General features: G+C 71.3%; 15 protein-coding genes. 5 read left to right on the top strand and 10 right to left on the bottom strand.

Annotation, left to right across the window (positions count from 1 at the left end; all coding sequences use genetic code 11):
- Positions 1–134: 134 nt before the first annotated feature.
- Positions 135–4,139 (bottom strand): GH92 family glycosyl hydrolase, encoded by a 4,005-nt coding sequence (locus ASH01_RS17325; protein WP_235509649.1) that lies wholly within the window; start codon positions 4,137–4,139, stop codon positions 135–137.
- Between the two features lie 225 nt (positions 4,140–4,364).
- On the opposite strand from ASH01_RS17325, the gene ASH01_RS17330 reads away from it, so the two are divergent.
- Positions 4,365–5,396: a LacI family DNA-binding transcriptional regulator gene (locus ASH01_RS17330; RefSeq protein WP_235509650.1), complete on the top strand. Its 1,032-nt coding sequence runs from the start codon at positions 4,365–4,367 to the stop codon at positions 5,394–5,396.
- Positions 5,397–5,419: 23 nt separating this feature from the next.
- Positions 5,420–6,457 carry a class I mannose-6-phosphate isomerase gene (locus ASH01_RS17335; protein WP_082619988.1) on the top strand — a complete coding sequence of 346 codons (1,038 nt, stop codon included), beginning with the start codon at positions 5,420–5,422 and terminating at the stop codon, positions 6,455–6,457.
- A gap of 36 nt (positions 6,458–6,493) precedes the next feature.
- On the opposite strand, the gene ASH01_RS17340 is transcribed toward ASH01_RS17335, so the two are convergent.
- Both ASH01_RS17340 and ASH01_RS17345 read right to left on the bottom strand, forming a co-directional pair.
- Entirely contained in the window at positions 6,494–7,348 is an 855-nt protein-coding gene (locus ASH01_RS17340; RefSeq protein ID WP_056778802.1) for an ABC transporter permease, read from the bottom strand.
- On the bottom strand, positions 7,345–8,385 hold the full coding sequence (locus ASH01_RS17345; protein ID WP_056778804.1) for an ATP-binding cassette domain-containing protein: 1,041 nt from the start codon (positions 8,383–8,385) through the stop codon (positions 7,345–7,347). The genes ASH01_RS17340 and ASH01_RS17345 overlap by 4 nt, the downstream gene beginning before the upstream one ends.
- Positions 8,386–8,605: 220 nt before the next feature.
- Between ASH01_RS17345 and ASH01_RS23935 the strand changes: the two genes are divergently transcribed.
- Entirely contained in the window at positions 8,606–8,983 is a 378-nt protein-coding gene (locus ASH01_RS23935) for a helix-turn-helix domain-containing protein (RefSeq protein ID WP_056778807.1), read from the top strand.
- A 33-nt stretch (positions 8,984–9,016) separates the two neighbouring features.
- Here ASH01_RS23935 and ASH01_RS17355 read toward each other — a convergent pair whose 3' ends face one another.
- The 6 genes from ASH01_RS17355 to ASH01_RS17380 form a co-directional block, all read right to left on the bottom strand.
- Positions 9,017–9,970: a phage tail tip lysozyme gene (locus tag ASH01_RS17355; protein ID WP_056778811.1), complete on the bottom strand. Its 954-nt coding sequence runs from the start codon at positions 9,968–9,970 to the stop codon at positions 9,017–9,019.
- A gap of 13 nt (positions 9,971–9,983) precedes the next feature.
- Complete coding sequence (locus ASH01_RS17360) at positions 9,984–11,078, bottom strand: peptidoglycan recognition protein family protein (protein WP_235509651.1); 1,095 nt, start codon at positions 11,076–11,078, stop codon at positions 9,984–9,986.
- A gap of 2 nt (positions 11,079–11,080) precedes the next feature.
- On the bottom strand, positions 11,081–11,830 hold the full coding sequence (locus ASH01_RS23940; protein WP_056778813.1) for a D-Ala-D-Ala carboxypeptidase family metallohydrolase: 750 nt from the start codon (positions 11,828–11,830) through the stop codon (positions 11,081–11,083).
- Positions 11,831–12,025: 195 nt separating this feature from the next.
- Complete coding sequence (locus ASH01_RS17370; RefSeq protein ID WP_056778816.1) at positions 12,026–12,517, bottom strand: hypothetical protein; 492 nt, start codon at positions 12,515–12,517, stop codon at positions 12,026–12,028.
- Between the two features lie 128 nt (positions 12,518–12,645).
- Positions 12,646–13,257 (bottom strand): ClpP family protease, encoded by a 612-nt coding sequence (locus ASH01_RS17375; protein ID WP_056778818.1) that lies wholly within the window; start codon positions 13,255–13,257, stop codon positions 12,646–12,648.
- Positions 13,254–13,862, bottom strand: coding sequence for an ATP-dependent Clp protease proteolytic subunit (locus ASH01_RS17380; RefSeq protein ID WP_156415640.1), 609 nt, complete (start codon positions 13,860–13,862; stop codon positions 13,254–13,256). Before ASH01_RS17380 ends, ASH01_RS17375 begins: the two co-directional genes overlap by 4 nt.
- 128 nt (positions 13,863–13,990) lie before the next feature.
- Here ASH01_RS17380 and ASH01_RS17385 point away from each other — a divergent pair, with 128 nt between their 5' ends.
- Together ASH01_RS17385 and ASH01_RS17390 are read left to right on the top strand one after the other, a co-directional pair.
- Positions 13,991–14,539, top strand: coding sequence for a DinB family protein (locus tag ASH01_RS17385; RefSeq protein WP_056778822.1), 549 nt, complete (start codon positions 13,991–13,993; stop codon positions 14,537–14,539).
- 25 nt (positions 14,540–14,564) lie between these two features.
- Entirely contained in the window at positions 14,565–16,211 is a 1,647-nt protein-coding gene (locus ASH01_RS17390; RefSeq protein ID WP_056778824.1) for an FAD-binding dehydrogenase, read from the top strand.
- Here the strand turns inward: ASH01_RS17390 and ASH01_RS17395 are convergent.
- Positions 16,127–17,353 (bottom strand): MFS transporter, encoded by a 1,227-nt coding sequence (locus ASH01_RS17395; protein WP_056778826.1) that lies wholly within the window; start codon positions 17,351–17,353, stop codon positions 16,127–16,129. The genes ASH01_RS17390 and ASH01_RS17395 overlap by 85 nt on opposite strands.
- Positions 17,354–17,390 lie beyond the last annotated feature (37 nt).

Below are 17,390 nucleotides of genomic sequence, written 5' to 3' on the forward strand. Positions count from 1 at the left end.
TACGAGCCGAGGTCGCCGGGCTCGATGGTGCCCGCCGAGCTCGTGCCGTCACCCCACGCGATGGTCGCCGTGGCCGTGGCGGACGGGTCGGTGCCCTGGCCGACGCCACCCGAGAAGGTGGCGACGGTGCCCGATCAGGAGGTGTCCTCCGAGACCTCGAACGGCTCGACCGCCGAGACCTTGAGCCCGGTGTTCTGGGCCTTGGAGCCGTCGGTGAGCAGCTCGAGCTCGGAGAGGTTCGCTGCCGCACCACCCGCGGTCGCCGTGACGACGAGGCGGTAGGTCGTGAACGTCCCCGTGTGCGCGATCTCGAACGGACGCGTCTGCACCCGCCACGGGAAGACCTGCGCCGTCCGCGTGTCGAGCGTCTGCCAGGTCGCGCCGTCGTCCTTGCTGCCCTCGAGGCGCCACGCCGACGGGTCGCCGGCCTTGGGACCCGAGGTGACGGTGTACCAGGTGGCGCGCTGGCCGACGCCGGAGAGGGCGAAGGTCACCGACGGCGTACCCGAGGTGAAGGCCACCGACGTCCGCGACGTGTTGTCGAAGAGCGCCTTGGCGTCGGCACCCGACGCGAGGTCGGTCGCCGTCGCGGTGCCGCGGCCGGGACCGGTCGCGTCCTTGAGCGGCGTCGGCGCCTCGGTGCCCTGCGTCAGCGACGGCGGGGCGTCCTGGGCACGGGAGCCGAAGTCGGACGGCTTGGCACCCATCGCGAAGTCGACCGTGGTCGGGCCGGTGAGCTCGTCCTGGCTGATCGAGACGCTCTTGTGCTTCTTGCCGTCGACGGTGACGCCCTGCACGTAGATGTTGTGCTCGGAGTTGCCGGGCGCGTTGACGACGAGGTCGCCCTGCGTGCGCTTGACCGTCACCTGGTCGAACTTCGGAGAGCCGATGGCCCAGTTGGCCGAGCCGACCTGCAGCGGGTAGATGCCGAGCGAGGAGAGGACGTACCACGCCGACATCTCGCCGTTGTCCTCGTCGCCCGGGTAGCCCTGGCCGATCTCGCCGCCGACGTAGAGGCGGCGCATGATCTCGCGGACCTTCTCGGCCGTCTTCCACTGCTGGCCGGTCCAGTCGTACATGTAGGCGATGTGGTGGCTCACCTGGTTGCTCTGGCCGAGCTGGCCCATGCGGACGTCGCGAGCCTCGAGCATCTCGTGGATGACGCCGCCGTAGCCGCCGGGCTTCGTCGCCGTCTCGGGCGTCGCGAAGAACGTGTCGAGCTTCTTCGCGAGCGCGTCACGGCCGCCGTAGAGGTTCGCGAGGCCGTTGCCGTCGAAGGGCGCGTGGAAGGCGAAGTTCCAGGCGTTCGTCTCGGTGTAGTCGCCGCCCCAGTCCTCGGGGTCGAAGCTCGACGGGAAGGTGCCGTCGGCGCCGCGGCCCTGGAAGAAGCCGACCTTCGGGTTGAAGAGGTTGCCGTAGTGCGTCGCCCGCTCGAGGAAGTACGTCGACTCCTCGGCGAGCTGGGCGCGGCGCGACGTCGGCGTGGCCGGGTCCTTGGCGAGCTTGGCCGCCATGGTGCCGATGCCGAAGTCGTTGACGAGGCCCTCGAGACCCCACGAGACGCTCTCGCCCGTGTCGGTGCTCGTGTAGCCGAGGAAGGTGGACGTGTCGAGGCCCTTTCGACCGACCGCGCTCGACGTCGGCAGGACCGTCGCGTTCTTGACGGCGGCGTCGTAGGCCGCGAGCGGGTCGGGCAGCTTGACGCCCTTGGCGTACGCGTCGGCGAACGCCACGTCCGAGCTCGTGCCGGTCATGAGGTCGGCGTAGCCCGGCGAGCTCCACCGCGCGACCCAGCCGCCGTCGCGGTACTGCTGCACGAAGCCGTCGGCGATCTCGGCCGCCACCTCCGGGTAGAGCAGGCTGTAGGCCGGCCACACGGTGCGGTAGGTGTCCCAGAAGCCGTTGTTGACGTAGATCTTGCCGTCCTTGACGGCGGCGTTCGTCGTCGTCGCCGTGGCCGAACCGCTCTTGGCCGCAACGGGGCTCGCGTACTGGTAGCGCGGGGCCGCAGCCGTGCCGGTGTTCTCGAACTGGCTGTTGGGGTAGAGGTTGAGCCGGTAGAGGTTGGAGTAGAGCGTCGTCCGCTCGCTGTCGTTGGCGCCCTTGACGCTGACGACGCCGAGTCGGGCGTTCCAGGCCGTCTTGGCCGCGGCACGCACCGCGTCGAAGTCGCGGGCCGCGAGCTCGAGGGAGTGGTTCTGCTTCGCCTGGTCGAGCGAGATGAACGACGTCGAGAGCTTGAGGACGACCTGCTTGTTCGTGCTCGTGTCGAAGGAGGCGTAGCGGGTGCCCGCGTGACCACCCGGCGCCGTGCCCACCGCCGTGGCAGGCCGGTCGAAGGTGCCATAGACGAACATTCGGCTCCGGCCCGCGGACAGGCCGCTGCCGTTGTCGACCCAGCCCGTCATGGTGCCGGTCGCCGCGTCGACGGTGAAGGTGCCGTTGTCGTCGATGGTGTCGACGACGAGGCTGCCCTTGCTCGCCGAGGCGGGGAAGGTGAACCGGTAGACGCCGCCGTGGTCGGCCGGGGCCGTCTCGGCGGTGAGGCCGCCGGCGAGGGCCACCTTGTAGTAGTCGGGGTGGGCCACCTCGGTCGCGTGGTCGAAGGCGAGGCCACGGGCGGAGGCGCTGCCCGTCGGGGTACCCGTCGCGATGGACGGCATGACCGACATCTGGTTGCGGTCACCCATCCACGGGCTCGGCTCGTGCGAGACCGCCAGGCCCTGCAGGACAGGGAGGTTCGCCGCGTTGTTGGCCGACTGGTAGTAGTACTCCCACGACTGCGAGTTGGCGCTCGTCACCGGGGTGAAGAAGGTGAAGCCGTTGGGCACCGCGCTGATCGGCAGGTTGTTGCCGCGCGAGAACCCGCCCGACGCGTTGGTGCCGCGCCGCACGTCGACGTAGTTCGTCAGGTCCGAGCCGTCGATGGCCGCCGGGTCGGCCTGGACCGCGACGTCGTCGATCCAGCCACCGAAGCGGGTGTCCTTCGTGGCGCCTCCGACGTTGTCGTAGCCGACGAGGACGCGGTCGATCGTCTTGCCCGCGGCGACCTTGCCGACGTCGAGCGAGACGGCGTTCCACTGGTTGGCGTAGAGGATCTTGCCCTTGCCCTGGCCGCTCGGGCTGCCCGCGACACCGTGCTGGTCGTCGGCGCCGAGGTCGGACAGGTAGGTGCCGTCGGTGAAGCGGACGTCGAGCGCGGCATACGTGGACGGGTACTCGAGGTCGCCCGAGATCATGTCGGGGAAGATCTTGTAGCTCAGCTGGGTCCTCGACGTGACCGGCAGGTCTACGTCGAAGAGCCGGTTCCACGCGTAGCCGCGGCCGTCGGCGGTGTGGCCACCGGAGTAGCGCAGCGCCTTGACACCGGTCCAGCCGACGAGCGGCTTGATGTTGAAGCCCGAGATGGGGCCCGAGCCGACGATCGTCTTCATCGGCGTCGCCGGGCCCGAGCCCGTGCTGCCGTCGGAGAGGTCCCAGTCGGCGAGCTGGACCGTGCCCCCGGAGTGGATCGCCGTGACGTTGAGCCGGTAGTACGCGTACGTCCCCGCCGTCGTGACGTCGAACGTGCGCGTGGCGAAGCGTCCCGAGAAGTCGATGCCCGTGCGGCGGTCGAGGTCGGTCCACGTCGTGCCGTCGGCCGACCCCTGGAGCGTGAAGTCCTTGGGGTCCCGCTCCGGGGAGTCGTTGGCCGACGTCAGCGAGTAGCGGACGGCCTTGGCCGGCGTGCCGAGCTGGTAGCGCACCCAGCCGCTCGAGGCGAAGGCCAGCCACTTGCTGTCGGGGTTGGCGTCGGCGAGGTTGGCCGCGACCTCGCCCGGGGTGTTCTCCGCGCTCGCGGTGACGCCGACGACCGAGCCGAGGAGGCTGCCGTTGGCGCTCGCCGTGCCGGAGACGTTCTGCTGCCGCGGCCCGGCGGGACCGGACTCGACGGTCGAGAGCGCCGGTTGCGCCTGGCCGGTCTCGAACGAGGTCGAGAAGTCACCCGCGCCCGCGACGGCGGTGGGTGCTGAGAGCGGCGCCGCGGCAGGGCTGCCGACGGCGTTCGCTGAAGCAGGACCGGCGACCGCACCCGCGGTCGACGTGGCCAGGACTGCCAGGGCGATGACGCCTCTGTGGATCCCGGATCTCTTGGGCATGGGTTCCTCCGTGCTCGTCGTTGAGCCGTGCTGAATGTCAGGTCGGGGCCGGCGACCCCGAGCCGCCTCCGACCCGGCCGAGACTCGCCGTACCCGACAAAGGCCGTCAACAGCCCGAACCGATCTTGTCCGGTCAGGACATCGGATCGGACAGAACCCCACGGGCCCGGCCCTCAACCAGACCCTGGCGTTGCCATTCGAGCGCTCGCTGACCAGACTGCGGGCATGACAGCGTTGTCTGACCACCGGACAGCCACCCGCCCGACCATGGCCGACGTCGCCGCCGAGGCGCACGTCTCCGTCAAGACCGTCTCGCGCGTGGTCAACCACGAGCCGGGCGTGCGTCCTGACACGGCCGAGCGGGTGCGGGCCGTCATCGAGCGACTCGGTTTCCGGCGCCACGACGGCGCCCGCCTCATGCGCCAGGGCCGCACCTTCACCATCGCCCTCGTCGTCGAGGACCTCGCCAACCCCTTCTACTCGCAGGTCGGCGCGGCCGTCGAGCGCGAGGCGCGCATCCGCCAGCACCAGCTCATCACCGCATCGGCCGAGGGCTCGCCCTCGCGAGAGCGCGCCGTCATCGAGGCGCTCGTGAACCGCCGCGTCGACGGCATCGTCGTCGTCCCGGCCGACGAGAGCGCGTCCTCGGACGCCGTGCTCGAGGCGAGCCACACGCCGATCGTCTACATGGATCGTCCCGTCCGGGGCACCCCGCGCGACACGATCCTCAGTGACAACCACGGCGGCATCCGCAGCGCCGTCGAGCACCTCGTCGCGCACGGCCACCGCAACATCGCCTTCTACGGCGACGACCCGGCGTTCTGGACCGCCCGGCAGCGCCGCGACGCCTTCGTCACGACGCAGCAGAGCCTCGGACTGCCCACGACCCCACGCGTCTCGATGGGTCCGCACAGTCCGGCCTCCGTACACGAGTCGCTGAGCCAGTGGACGACGGGCCCGGAGCCGATCACCGCGGTCATCACCGGCAACAACCGCATCACCCTCGCCGCCCTCCTCGCCCTGCGCGAGCTGCGGCTCCCGCTGTCGCTCGTCGGCTACGACGACTTCGAGCTCGCCGCCCTCATCGACCCCCCGGTCACCGTCGTGCACCAGGACCCGGCGGCCATGGGACAGAAGGCTGCCCAGCAGCTCTTCGCCCGCCTGCTCGGCGACGAGTCGCAGGCCCAGACCGTCGTCATGCCGACGCGGCTCATCGTCCGCGCCTCGGGCGTCCGCCGAGGGACCCCCACCCGATGACCGAACCGAGGAGCACCAGCACCGTGTCACAGACCACCGTGTCCGACCCGACCCGCCTGCCGCCCAACACGCCCCACCGGTTCTACCGGGGCGGCGAGCGCATCCTCGCCTTCCGCGGCCTCGAGGTGCCGGGGGGCTTCGACGACCACCGCCCCGAGGACTGGCTCGCGTCGACGACGCGTCTCTTCGCCGAGGGCGGTGGCGGGCTCACGGTGCTCACCGACGGGACGCCCCTGCCCGACGCCCTGGCGGCCGACCCCGACCACTGGCTCGGGGCCGATCACGTGACCCGCCACGGCATCGAGCCGGGGCTGCTGACGAAGCTGCTCGACGCCGGTGAGCGCCTGCCCGTCCACTCCCACCCCGACCGCGCCTTCGCCGCGGCCCACCTCGACTGCGACCACGGCAAGACGGAGGCCTGGATCGTCCTCGACGCAGAGCCGGGTGCCTGCGTCTGGCTGGGCTTCCGCGACGAGCTGCCTCCCGACGAGCTGGCCGAGCTCGTCGAGGCCCAGGACGATCGTCTCCTCGCCGCACTCAACCGGATCGAGGTGTCGCCGGGTGACGCCCTGCTCGTGCCCGGCGGCCAGCCGCATGCGATCGGTGAGGGCGTGTTCGTCCTCGAGCTCCAGGAGCCGACCGACCTCTCGGTCATGCTCGAGCACCGGCGCTTCGGGCTCGAGGAGGCGCACGCCTTCCTCGGGCTCACGGTCCCACGGGCGCTCGAGAGCGTCGACCGCGGGCCCCTGACCACCGACGGACTCGCCTCACTGCGGCGCCGCTGGGACGACGTGACGGGTGCGGGCCACGCGCTGCCCGAGCAGGCGGCGGAGTTCTTCCGGGCCGAGGTGCTGAGCGCGACGCCGGACACCCCGGCCGGCGGCGACGCGGCGTTCGCCGTCGTCGTCGTGGTCGAGGGCCGTGGCCGCCTGACGACGGGAACGGACGCGCCCCGCACCGCCGAGGTGGCACGGGGCGACGTGCTGCTCCTGCCGTACGGGGCCGGGGCCGTGCGCCTCGAGGGCGACGTCACCGTCATCCGCTGCATGCCGGCCGTCTGAACCGACGGCGGAGCCGGCGGGAGATCGCTCCCGCCCTCAGTCGGTCGTGCGGCGGATGAAGGCACGCACCGCCAGCGGGGCGACGGCAGCGGTGATCGCGACCGACCAGATCACCGTCGTGAGGACCGGATGGTGGAGGGGCAGGGCGGCGTCGGGCAGCGCCTCGGGCCCGTTGCCCCACAGCTCACGCATCGCCTGGACGAGTGAGCTGATCGGGTTCCACTCGGCGATGGTGCGCAGCCAGCCGGCCATGCCCACGGTCGGGGCGAAGGTGTTGGCCAGGAACGTGATCGGGAAGATCGTCGTGAACATCAGGCCGTTGACGGCCTCCGGCGAGCGCATCGACGAGCCGACGAGGATGCCCACCCAGATCATGGCGAAACCGAAGAGCAGGAGCAGCGCGAAGGCGAGCAGCGCCTTGCCGACGCCGTTGTGGATGCGCCAGCCGATCGCGAGGCCCGTGAGCGACATGACGAAGATGCCGATGCTCGAGTGGATGATGCTGTAGATGCTGCGTCCGACGAGGACCGAGCCCCTCGAGATCGGGAGCGACCGGAACCGGTCGATGATGCCCTTGCCGAGGTCCATGTTGAGGCCGATCGCCACGATGAACGCCGAGAAGGCCATGGTCTGGGCCATGATCCCCGGCATCAGCCACTCCCGGTAGTTGAAGCCGGGAATGACGATCGAGCCTCCGAAGACGAAGGCGAAGAGCAGCACGAACATCACCGGCTGGATCGTGACGTCGGTGAGCATCTCGGGCTGTCGCTTGATGTGCTTGAGGCTGCGCCACACCATCGTCGTGACCTGACGGACGAAGCCCGGCGGCTGGAAGTCGTGGGGCTCGACGTGGGCCACCCGCGTGGCGTCCTTGACGGCGGAGTCGGTCATCGCTGCTCCTCGATCTGCGTGCTGGGCTCGGTGGAGGACTCGGCGCCGTCGCCCGAGGGCGGCTCGGCGCGGTGGCCGGTGAGGCTGAGGAAGACGTCGTCGAGGCTGGGCCGTTGCAGGCCCAGGTCGTCGAGGACGATCTCGCTGCGCTCGAACACCGTCGCGACGCGCGTCATGTCGGACAGCCCGTCGGCCGGGGCGGTCAGCTGGCGGGCCGCCACGTCGACGTGCACCTCGGGGACGTGGGCGGCGAGCAGCGCGCGTGCTGGCTCGAGCTGGTCGGCGTGGGACACGGTGAGGACGATGGCGGCCTTGCCCGACTGGTCCTTGAGCTCGAGCGGCGTGCCCTGGGCGATGATGCGGCCGTGGTTGATGACGATGATGCGGTCGGCCAGCTGGTCGGCCTCCTCGAGGTACTGCGTCGTGAGGAGCAGCGTCGTGCCGTCGCGCACGAGGCCACGGAGCACGTCCCACAGCTCGACGCGGCTGCGCGGGTCGAGACCCGTGGTCGGCTCGTCGAGGAAGAGGACGGGCGGCGTGGCGATGAGGCTGACCGCGAGGTCGAGCCGGCGCCGCATGCCGCCGCTGTAGTCCTTGACCACCTTGTTGCCGGCGTCGGTGAGCGAGAAGCGCTCGAGCAGCTCGGAGGACAGGCGGCGCACCTCACCCCCCGGCAGGCCGTAGAGCGAGCCCATCATCCGGAGGTTCTCGCGGCCGGTGAGCAGCTCGTCGACCGTGGCGGCCTGGCCGGTGAGACCCATGCTGCGGCGGACCAGCTCGGGGTCACGGACGACGTCGTGGCCGGCGACGCGGGCCGAGCCGCTCGTCGGGCGGCTCAGAGTCGTCATCATGCGGACGGTGGTGGTCTTGCCGGCACCGTTGGGGCCGAGCAGACCGAGGACCGTGCCCTGGGGCACGGAGAAGCTGACGTCGTCGACGGCGGTCATGTCGCCGAAGCGTTTGACGAGGTGCTCGGCCTCGATGGCCGGACCCGTGGACCGGTCGCGCACGGCGCGCGCGTCGGTGGTGATGGTCATGTGAAGGCTCCCCGGGTGAGTCGTGCCGGTGGGATGAGAGGTGTGAGTTGCGGCGTGCGACGACCTTAGGCGTCACCACCGACAAGCCTCATCGACGAAGTGAACGCCGTCAACATGTTTGGGGAGTTCGCCGACGGCGTACGCCGTCGGCCGCCACAGTCGGCACGATCCGAGTGCTCGCGTGCGACGCTGGACGGACGCACCGAGATCGGAGACCGCCATGACCCAGCTCGCCCCGCGCCCCCAGACCACCTTCCGGACGCCGCTGCTGCGCGAGGTCTACGGACGGCTCCTGCGCGGCCTGCGCACCCGTCAGGGACGCACCCTCGCCGAGGTCGCCGCGCGCGCCGGCATCTCGGTCGCCTACCTCTCCGAGGTGGAGCGGGGGCTCAAGGAGCCGTCGTCCGAGGTGCTCGAGGCGGTCTGCGTCGCCCTCGGCTCCAGCATCACCGGCCTCGTCGGCGCTGCCCACCGCGAGCTGCGCGACCTCACGTCCGAGGGCACCGGAGGTCGCGTCCTCGACCTCACCTCGCGCGTCGGGACGAGCATCGCGACCCCCTCGGACGCAGCGACGGGCCCGGTGCTGCTCGTCGCCTGAGCGGCACCGGGCCCGTCGTCGACGGGAGCCGGATCAGTCGATGAGGCTGCCCCACGTGTTGTTGCCCACGACCCCGTCGACGACCAGACCGGTCTTGGTCTGGTAGGCGCGCACCGCCGAGTACGTTCCCGGGCCGAACGACCCGTCCACGGTCAACGAGTAGCCGGCGTCGACGAGCTCAAGCTGCAGGCCCTTGACGGCCTCCCCGCTCGCGCCCTGGCGCAGCACGGGCAGCAGCGAGTACCACGTGTTGTTGCCGACGACGCCGTCGACGGACAGCCCGTGCGCGGACTGGTAGCTGCGCACGGCGGAATCCGTTGCGGGGCCGAAGGACCCGTCGGCGGTGACGCTGCGGCCCGACGCCCTGAGCATGTACTGCAGCGTGCGCACGGCCGCCCCGCTGCTGCCGCTGCGCAGCACCGGCAGGCTCGTCTCCGTGGTGCCGCCGCCCGTGCCACCGCTGCCGTACTTCGACAGCACGTCGTTGGCGTACGCGATGCGCTGGGTCGTCGCGCACGTGCCGCAGCGCTCGAACTCCTGCATGAAGACGGTCGTGGCCGTGCTGACCGACGTCGCCGCCCTGAGGTCGGCGAGACCGTAGGAGGAGAACGTCGACAGCTCGTACCACGTGAAGTCGAGCTGGGCCGCGAGCGCGTAGCGGCTGCGCCCGCTGAGGCCGGCGTACCAGACCATGTTGTCGCGGGAGTCGGTGTCCCAGCGCCCGCCCTCGCTCCACTGGGCGATGCCCATGCCGGGGCCACCCGGCTGGTTGGCGTAGGGGTTGATCGGGCTGCCCGACTCCTGGATGAGGTTGCCGACCATGCCGGCGGACTGGCGTTCGGTCAGGCCCTTGGACACGAAGTAGTCGAAGGCGATCTCGTCGTTCGAGGCGGCCAGGGCGCTCGGCGCCGCGACGACGCCGAGCACGGCGACCGCTGCCGCGGCGAGGAGCCCCGCGAGGCCCCTGCGGGTGGTGCTGGTCTTCATCTGATCCTCCGATCTACGCGAGCAGCCTGCTCCACGTGTTGGAGCCCACGACCGCATCGGCGTCGAGGGCGTGGGCGGTCTGGAAGGACTTCACGGCCGAGACGGTGCCCGGGCCGAACGCGCCGTCGACCGTGACGGCATACCCCTGCGCGGTGAGCGCGGTCTGGACCCCGCGCACCGCGTCGGAGGTCTGGTCCTGGCTGCACGTGACCGCCAGGGGCGCCTCCCACGTCGCGCGGCCGATGACGCCGTCGGCGGTCAGGCCCTCGGGCTGCTGGAAGGACACGACCACCGCCCTGGTGCCCGAGCCGAAGGCGCCGTCGACCGTGACGGCGCGGCCCGAGTGGCGCAGCAGGTACTGCGCGGTCGTGACCCGGAACCCGCTGTTGCCCTGCTGGAGCGTCGGCCACGTGCGTGTCTGCGCCGGCGGCGGGTTGCTCGTGCCGAGCCGGGCCGCCACCTCGGAGCGCAGCTGGGGGAGCTTGGCGTAGAAGGCGTCTCCCGGGCACTCGGTGTCGAGGAAGTCGCGGTGCCCGTAGATGTCCTCCGGCCCCAGGCCGTACGTCTGGCACAGGTAGGCGCAGAGCGTGACGAGCGCGTTCCACTGCGCCGTCGTCGGCAGGGCCGTCGTGTAGGTGCCCTCGTTCTCGATGCCGATCGACGTCGAGTTCTGCCCCGTGCAGTGGGCGCCGAGGGGGAAGACGGTGCTCGACCCCGACCCCAGCCCCTCGATCGACCGGTGGCGACCCTCCATGGCGTAGCCGCCGCGGCTGATCGTGAACTGCTGCCCCGAGTCGATCCAGCCCCGGGCGAAGTGCCACTGCTGGATGTTGCGGGCGAGGGAGTATGCCGCCGACTGGGAGTAGTCGGTCGTGTTCGCCGAGGCCGTGTGGTGGACGAGGATCTTCTGCGGTGGCCCGGTCATGCTCACCGTGCCCGTCGCCGGCTGGGCGCCCCACGTCGCGCACGACGCGATCGTCGGGCGGGCGACGGCCGTGACGGCCGCGTTCGAGGGAGCCGCCTTGGCGACCCCGAGGGCTCCCGCCGCGCCGACGCCGAGGGCGCCGACGAGGAGGGAGCGACGACCCAGGGCGGGAGCGGGGTTCACCGTCACCAGCCCGCGCACGCGTCGGCGTCCCAGGCGATGCTCGTCCGGATGTCGACGTGGGCGTGGTCGTCGTGCGCCGGGTAGCCCGGTCCGAAGATGCCACCGAAGCCGGCGTAGCGCGCCTGCTTGGCGATGCTGCAGATCGAGGTCGCGCTGTCGCCGGGGACGAGGTCGAGGGCGCCGCCGCTCAGGTGCACGCTGTTGCTCGCGCCGCCGACGGAGGCGTTGCACGTCGAGTCGCGGTAGCCCGATGTCACCTTGAGCGGGTGGTCGCCGAGCTGGTGGCGCAGCGCCTCGGCCCGCCACAGGGCGCGCTTCATGTTCTCCTTGTTGGCCGCTGTGCCGGTGAACCCCCGGCCGCAGTTGTCGCTCGCCTCGGCGTAGGTGAAGTGGAGCGGCGTGCAGTCCGGGTCCTGCAGGGCGTAGATCTTCGAGAAGGTCGCGGGGCCGGCGATGCCGTCCGCGGCGAGGCCGTATGCCTTCTGGAAGTTGGCGACGGCCGTCTTGGTCTGTGCACCGAAGGAGCCGTCGATGCCCATGACCTGGCCGCGCGGCACCCAGCCGGCGACGCGGATCTGCAGCTGCGTGACGTCGGCTCCCGAGGTGCCGGAGCTGAGGGTGCGGGGCCACGAGTAGCACTCGTCGGCATGGGCGGCCGGGGCCGTGGCGGTCACCGTGGCCGTCGCAACACCGAGGCCTCCGAGAGCGAGGGCGACGGCGGCGATGACATGGGTCAGTCGGTTCCTGCGCATGCGATGTCCCTTTCGTGAGTTGCCTGTTCCTGCACGTCGAGACTGGCGGAGGCGCGCGGCAGGCGCGCGCCGAGAGCATGGGGAGCACTCCCCATCGCGCCGGACCATGCCCCTCGACGTCGCCCCTCGACGTCGCCCCTCAACCTCGTCGCTGGACTCGTCGGCCTCGATCGCCCTGCGCGCGAGCGCGACGGATCAGCGAGCGCCTCGGCGACAACCGACGCGCGGGGTCGCGATGGCCGCAGTCGACCTCGGCGTCATGCTCCGCGACACCGGCGAGCTCGCCGAGGCATGCACCCATCTCGAGCGGAGCGTCGCCATCTTCCACGACATCGCCGACCGGGCCGGGCTGACCGAGGCCCCGGAGGAGCCTGGGTCGCCGCGCGGAGGCCGAGCAGCACTGGCACGCGGCGCTGCGGATCCACGTGCGGCGTGGTGAGCGGCGTCGCCGGCGCTCGCGACGTACTCGCTGGCAATCCACTCGGTGCTGCCGTCGACCGCGGCGGCGCCGTAGTCACCCCACCGGGTGCGCGGCGGGTTGCCCACCTGGGCCTTGCAGCTCGTGACCCCGTCGTCGGTGGCCTGGCCCGCCGCGGCGATGGAGATGGGCCCGGTGCCCACGAGGGCGTCGATGGCGGCATACCCGGCGCTCAGGTACGTCGTCGCGTCGGTGTAGCTGAACGCCATGACCCCATGACCGCTCGGCGTGACGCCGATGTCCGGGTAGGTCAGGTCGGCGCCGGGTCACTCGGCCTTGCACCCAGCACTCTGGCACCCACCCGCTGGGCCTGTCCACGAAGATCGCCCGGTCCACCTCATCCCCCGACGGGCACCACCTCCGTGGCCCGCTCGATGACGTGGTCGACGATGCCGAACTCCACGGCCTGCTGGGCCGTCAGCACCTTGTCCCGGTCGGTGTCGAGGCGGAGCTGGTCGACCGACCGGCCGGTGTGGTGGCTCAGCACCTCCTCGACCTGCGCGCGCACCCGCAGGAGCTCGTCGGCCTGCAGCGCGAGGTCGCTCACCGTCCCCTGTCCGCCCGCGGACGGCTGGTGCAACAGGACCCTCGAGTGACGCAGGGCGAAGCGGCGTCCCGGCTCCCCCGCCGCCAGGAGCACCGCGGCGGCGGAGGCCGCCTGCCCGAGGCAGTACGTCGCGACCGGGGCCTGGACGAGCTGCATCGTGTCGTAGACGGCCATGAGCGCCGTGAACGAGCCGCCCGGGCTGTTGACGTAGAGCGACACCTCCCGGTCGGGAGCGACGTAGGAGAGGTGGAGCAGCTGGGCCATGACGACGTTGGCGACGCCGTCGTCGATCTCGGTGCCGACGAAGATGATCCGTTCCTGGAGCAGCCGGCTGTAGATGTCGAAGCTGCGCTCCCCCGCCGGGGTGCGCTCGATGACGTACGGGATCGTGTAGCTGCTCACCGCAGTCCCACCTTCCGCTCGGCACCGCCGGGGCGGACGTCCGCGAGGGAGCTGACGACATGGTCGACGATGCCGTATGCCGCCGCCTCCTCCGCACTGAACCAGCGGTCGCGCTCGCTGTCGCGGGTGATCTGCTCGACGGTCTGTCCCGTGTGCTCGGCCTGCAGCTCGTTGACCCGGCGCTTGACCGCCTTGAGGTTGGCGGCCTGGACCTCGACGTCGGCGGCCGTCCCCTGGATGCCCGCGGACGGCTGGTGCATCATGATCCGCGCGTTGGGCAGGGCGAAGCGCTTGCCGGGCGTGCCCGCGCCGAGGATGAACTGGCCCATCGAGGCCGCGAACCCCACTGCGAGAGTGGAGACGTCGTTGGGGATGAGCCGCATCGTGTCGTAGATGGCCAGGCCCGCGGTGACGGAACCGCCGGGACTGTTGACGTAGAGGCTGATGTCGGCGCGCGGGTCGCGGGCCGAGAGCAGGAGCAGCTGGGCCGTGATCCGGTTGGCGATGGGGTCGTCGACCTCGGCCCCGAGGACGATGATCCGCTGGTGGAGCAGCTGCATCGACAGCTGGTCGTCCAGCGGCGAGGGCGTGAGTGGTTCGGTCATGCTCCCAGCGTGGCCCGGCCGCCCTCCCATGGGAGTCCCGCTCTGCCACGGGCAGATTCGCCGACAGCGTATGCCGCCCTCCCGATATCCGTTGGCGCGCGCCGTCCCCGGGCACCACGATGGGCGGCATGGCCGGAAAGACGTATCCCGACATGTGGGTCGACCCCGAGGACGACCCGCGGTCGCAGGAGTCACTCCTCGGGGACGAGCGCACGACCCTGCTCGACTACCTCGTGAACTACCGCCTCACGCTGGAGCTGAAGTGCTCCGGTCTGACGGCCGAGCAGCTCGCGACCCGTTCAGTGCCGCCGTCGACGATGTCGCTGCTCGGACTCGTGCGCCACCTCGCCCAGGTCGAGCAGACGTGGTGGCGGCGCGTCATGGCCGGGGAGGACACGCCCTACCTCTATCGCCGGGCCGACGACCGCGACGCCGACTTCACCGGTGCCGTCGGCGAGGACGCCGTCGTCGCGGAGGCCTGGGCTCGCTGGCGCGAGGAGACGGCCAACGGCGACGCCTTCGTGGCCGCCGCGGAGTCGCTCGACCTCGTCAGCCTCGACCCGACGAACCCGATCAACCTGCGCGAGGTCCTCGTCCACCTCATCGAGGAGTACGCCCGTCACTGCGGTCACGCGGACCTGCTCCGCGAGTGCGTCGACGGAGCCACCGGCCAGTGACGCGGTAGATGACATGATCTGACGCATGGATGCCGACGTCGTCGTCGTAGGAGCCGGCCTGGCCGGACTGGTCGCCACCGCCGAGCTCGCCGACCGCGGCAAGCGGGTCGTGCTCGTCGACCAGGAGGGCGAGCAGTCGCTGGGCGGTCAGGCCTTCTGGAGCTTCGGCGGGCTCTTCCTCGTCGACAGCCCCGAGCAGCGGCGGATGGGGATCAAGGACAGCCTCGAGCTCGCGACGCAGGACTGGATGGGTTCGGCCCAGTTCGACCGGGACGAGGACTTCTGGCCGCGCAAGTGGGCGGAGGCATACCTCCACTTCGCCGCCGGCGAGAAGCGCTCGTGGCTCCACGAGCAGGGCCACCGGCTCTTCCCCGTCGTCGGCTGGGCCGAGCGCGGTGACGGCCGGGCCGACGGCCACGGCAACTCCGTGCCGCGCTTCCACATCACGTGGGGCACCGGCCCGGGTCTCGTCGAGCCGTTCGAGCGACGGGTCCGGGCAGCCGTGGCGAGCGGGCGGGTCACCTTCGCCTTCCGTCACCGCGTCGACGAGCTCGTCGAGACGGCTGGCACGGTCACCGGCGTACGCGGTCGCCTCCTCGCGCCCGACGGCGTCGACCGGGGTCGGCCGAGCAGCCGCGAGGAGGTCGGCGACTTCGAGATCACGGCCCAGGCCGTCATCGTGACGAGCGGCGGCATCGGCGGCGACCACGACCTCGTGCGCCGCGCCTGGCCCGAGCGGCTCGGCTCGCCGCCGGCCCGGATGGTGGCCGGCGTCCCCGCGCACGTCGACGGCCGGATGCTCGGCATCACGCAGTCCGCCGGCGGCAACATCATCAACCCCGACCGGATGTGGCACTACACCGAGGGCCTGCGCAACTGGGACCCCGTGTGGGACAACCACGGCATCCGCATCCTGCCCGGCCCCTCGTCGCTGTGGCTCGACGCCCGCGGACGGCGCTTCCCGGCACCCTACTTCCCCGGCTTCGACACCCTCGGCACCCTGGGCCACATCATGCGCAGCGGGCACGACTACTCGTGGTTCGTGCTGACCCAGCGCATCATCGAGAAGGAGTTCGCCCTCTCCGGATCGGAGCAGAACCCCGACCTCACGGGCAAGGACGTCAAGCAGGTCCTCGGGCGAGCCCGCAAGGGTGCACCTGCCCCCGTCGAGGCGTTCAAGCGGAACGGCGAGGACTTCGTCGTGGCCGACACGCTCGACGAGCTCGTCCGAGGCATGAACGCCCTCACCGGCGACGACCTCATCGACGTCGAGTCACTGCGGCGCACGATCGTCGCGCGTGACAACGAGATGGACAACGACTTCACCAAGGACGCCCAGGTCACCGCGATCCGCGGGGCGCGGAACTACCGCGGCGACAGGCTGATCCGCGTCGCGACACCGCACAAGCTGCTCGACCCGAAGGCGGGTCCGCTCATCGCGGTGCGTCTCAACATCCTGACCCGCAAGACGCTCGGTGGACTCGAGACCGACCTCGCCGGCCGGGTGCTCCGCGCCGGCGGCGAGCCGCTGGCCGGGGTGTATGCCGCGGGCGAGGTGAGCGGCTTCGGCGGCGGGGGCATGCACGGCTACAACTCCCTCGAGGGGACCTTCCTCGGCGGCTGCCTCTTCAGCGGCCGCACCGCCGGTCGGTCGGTGGCCGCCGCACTCTGACCGAGCGGCCCGCTCGCGGCGAGGAGGACGACGAGTCCCAGCGTCGCGAAGGCCGCACCCACCCAGAGCGGGGACGTCCAGCCGAGGCCGGCACTGATGGCGAGGCCGGAGACCCAGACGCCGAGGAAGTTGCCGACGTTGAACGCGGCGATGTTGGCGGAGGACGCGAGGGTCGGCGACCCGGTCGCGTGGGTGAGGACCCGCATCTGCAGTCCCGGCACCGTCGCGAAGCCGAAGAAGCCCATCGCGAGCAGCATCGCCGCCGAGCCGAGCATGCTGCCCGACAGCAGCACGAACGCGACGAGCGACACCGCGAGGGCGAGCGTCAGCACGACCAGCGTGCGGGTCAGGGCGCGGTCGGCCCAGCGACCACCGAGCAGGTTGCCCGCGAAGAGGCCGACACCGAAGAGGACGAGCAGCCACGGCACCGCCGACTCGTCGAAGCCGGTCACCCTGGTCAGCAGCGGCTCGACGTACATGAAGGCGCCGAACATGCCGCCGAAGACGAGGACGGTCATGGCGAGCGAGAACCACACCTGGCGGTTTCGGAACGCCTCGAGCTCGGAGCGCAGTGAGGTCTGCCGTCCGTCGGACGCGCCGGTGTCCGGCACGAGCAGGGCGATGCCGCCGGCCGCGACGACCCCGACGACGGCGATGAGGGCGAAGGTCGCGCGCCAGCCCCACTGCTGCCCGACGAACGTCCCGAGCGGCACCCCGAGGACGTTGGCGAGGGTGAGCCCACCGAACATGACGGAGATGGCTCCGGCGCGACGGTCGGCCGGGACGAGCGACGCCGCGAGAACCGACCCGATGCCGAAGAAGGCGCCGTGCGCGAGCGCCGCGACGACGCGACCGGCGAGCAGCATCCCGTAGCCCGTGGCGACGGCCGAGAGGGCGTTGCCGACGACGAAGAGCACCATGAGGGCGAGCAGGGCGCGCTTGGGCCGCCAGGCACCGAGGACCGGCGTCAGGCCGAGGGCACCGACCACGACCGCGAGGGCATAGCCGCTGATGAGGTAGCCGGCGATGGGGATGCTCACCCCCATATCGGTGGCGACCGTGCTGATGAGGCCGGCGATGACGAACTCCGTCAGGCCGATGCCGAAACCTCCGAGGGCGAGGGCGATGAGACCGAGTGGCATGGGTTTCCGTGTCCTTCCGAACAGGATGCGGGCGCCG

This window comes from Terrabacter sp. Soil811 (genome assembly GCF_001429655.1).
GTDB lineage: Bacteria > Actinomycetota > Actinomycetes > Actinomycetales > Dermatophilaceae > Terrabacter.